This window comes from Microseira wollei NIES-4236 (genome assembly GCF_020521235.1).
In the GTDB taxonomy this organism is placed as follows: domain Bacteria; phylum Cyanobacteriota; class Cyanobacteriia; order Cyanobacteriales; family Aerosakkonemataceae; genus Microseira; species Microseira wollei.
In genome coordinates this window covers 1-218 of the sequence record NZ_BLAY01000822.1, presented here as the reverse complement: position 1 = coordinate 218, position 218 = coordinate 1, and the positions used below count along the sequence as shown (strand labels likewise).

At 49.5% G+C, this 218-nt stretch carries 1 protein-coding gene; it reads right to left on the bottom strand.

Annotation, left to right across the window (positions count from 1 at the left end; all coding sequences use genetic code 11):
• Positions 1-218, bottom strand: a 218-nt coding sequence (locus tag MiSe_RS50595; protein ID WP_226595175.1) for a hypothetical protein, incomplete at both ends; no start/stop codon positions are given.

Genomic DNA, 218 nt, shown 5'->3' with positions numbered 1-218 from the left:
CTCCCAAAGAAGTACCTGTACCGTGAGCTTCAATATAGCTGACAAGTGATGCTTCTACTCCTCCATTTGCCAACGCTTGGCGAATTACGGCTTGCTGGGATGACCCGTTAGGTACTGTTAGACCGCTACTGCGACCATCTTGGTTGATTGCCGAGCCGCGAATCAATGCCAGGATACGATCTTTGTCTTTGATGGCATCAGATAGACGCTTCAGGACA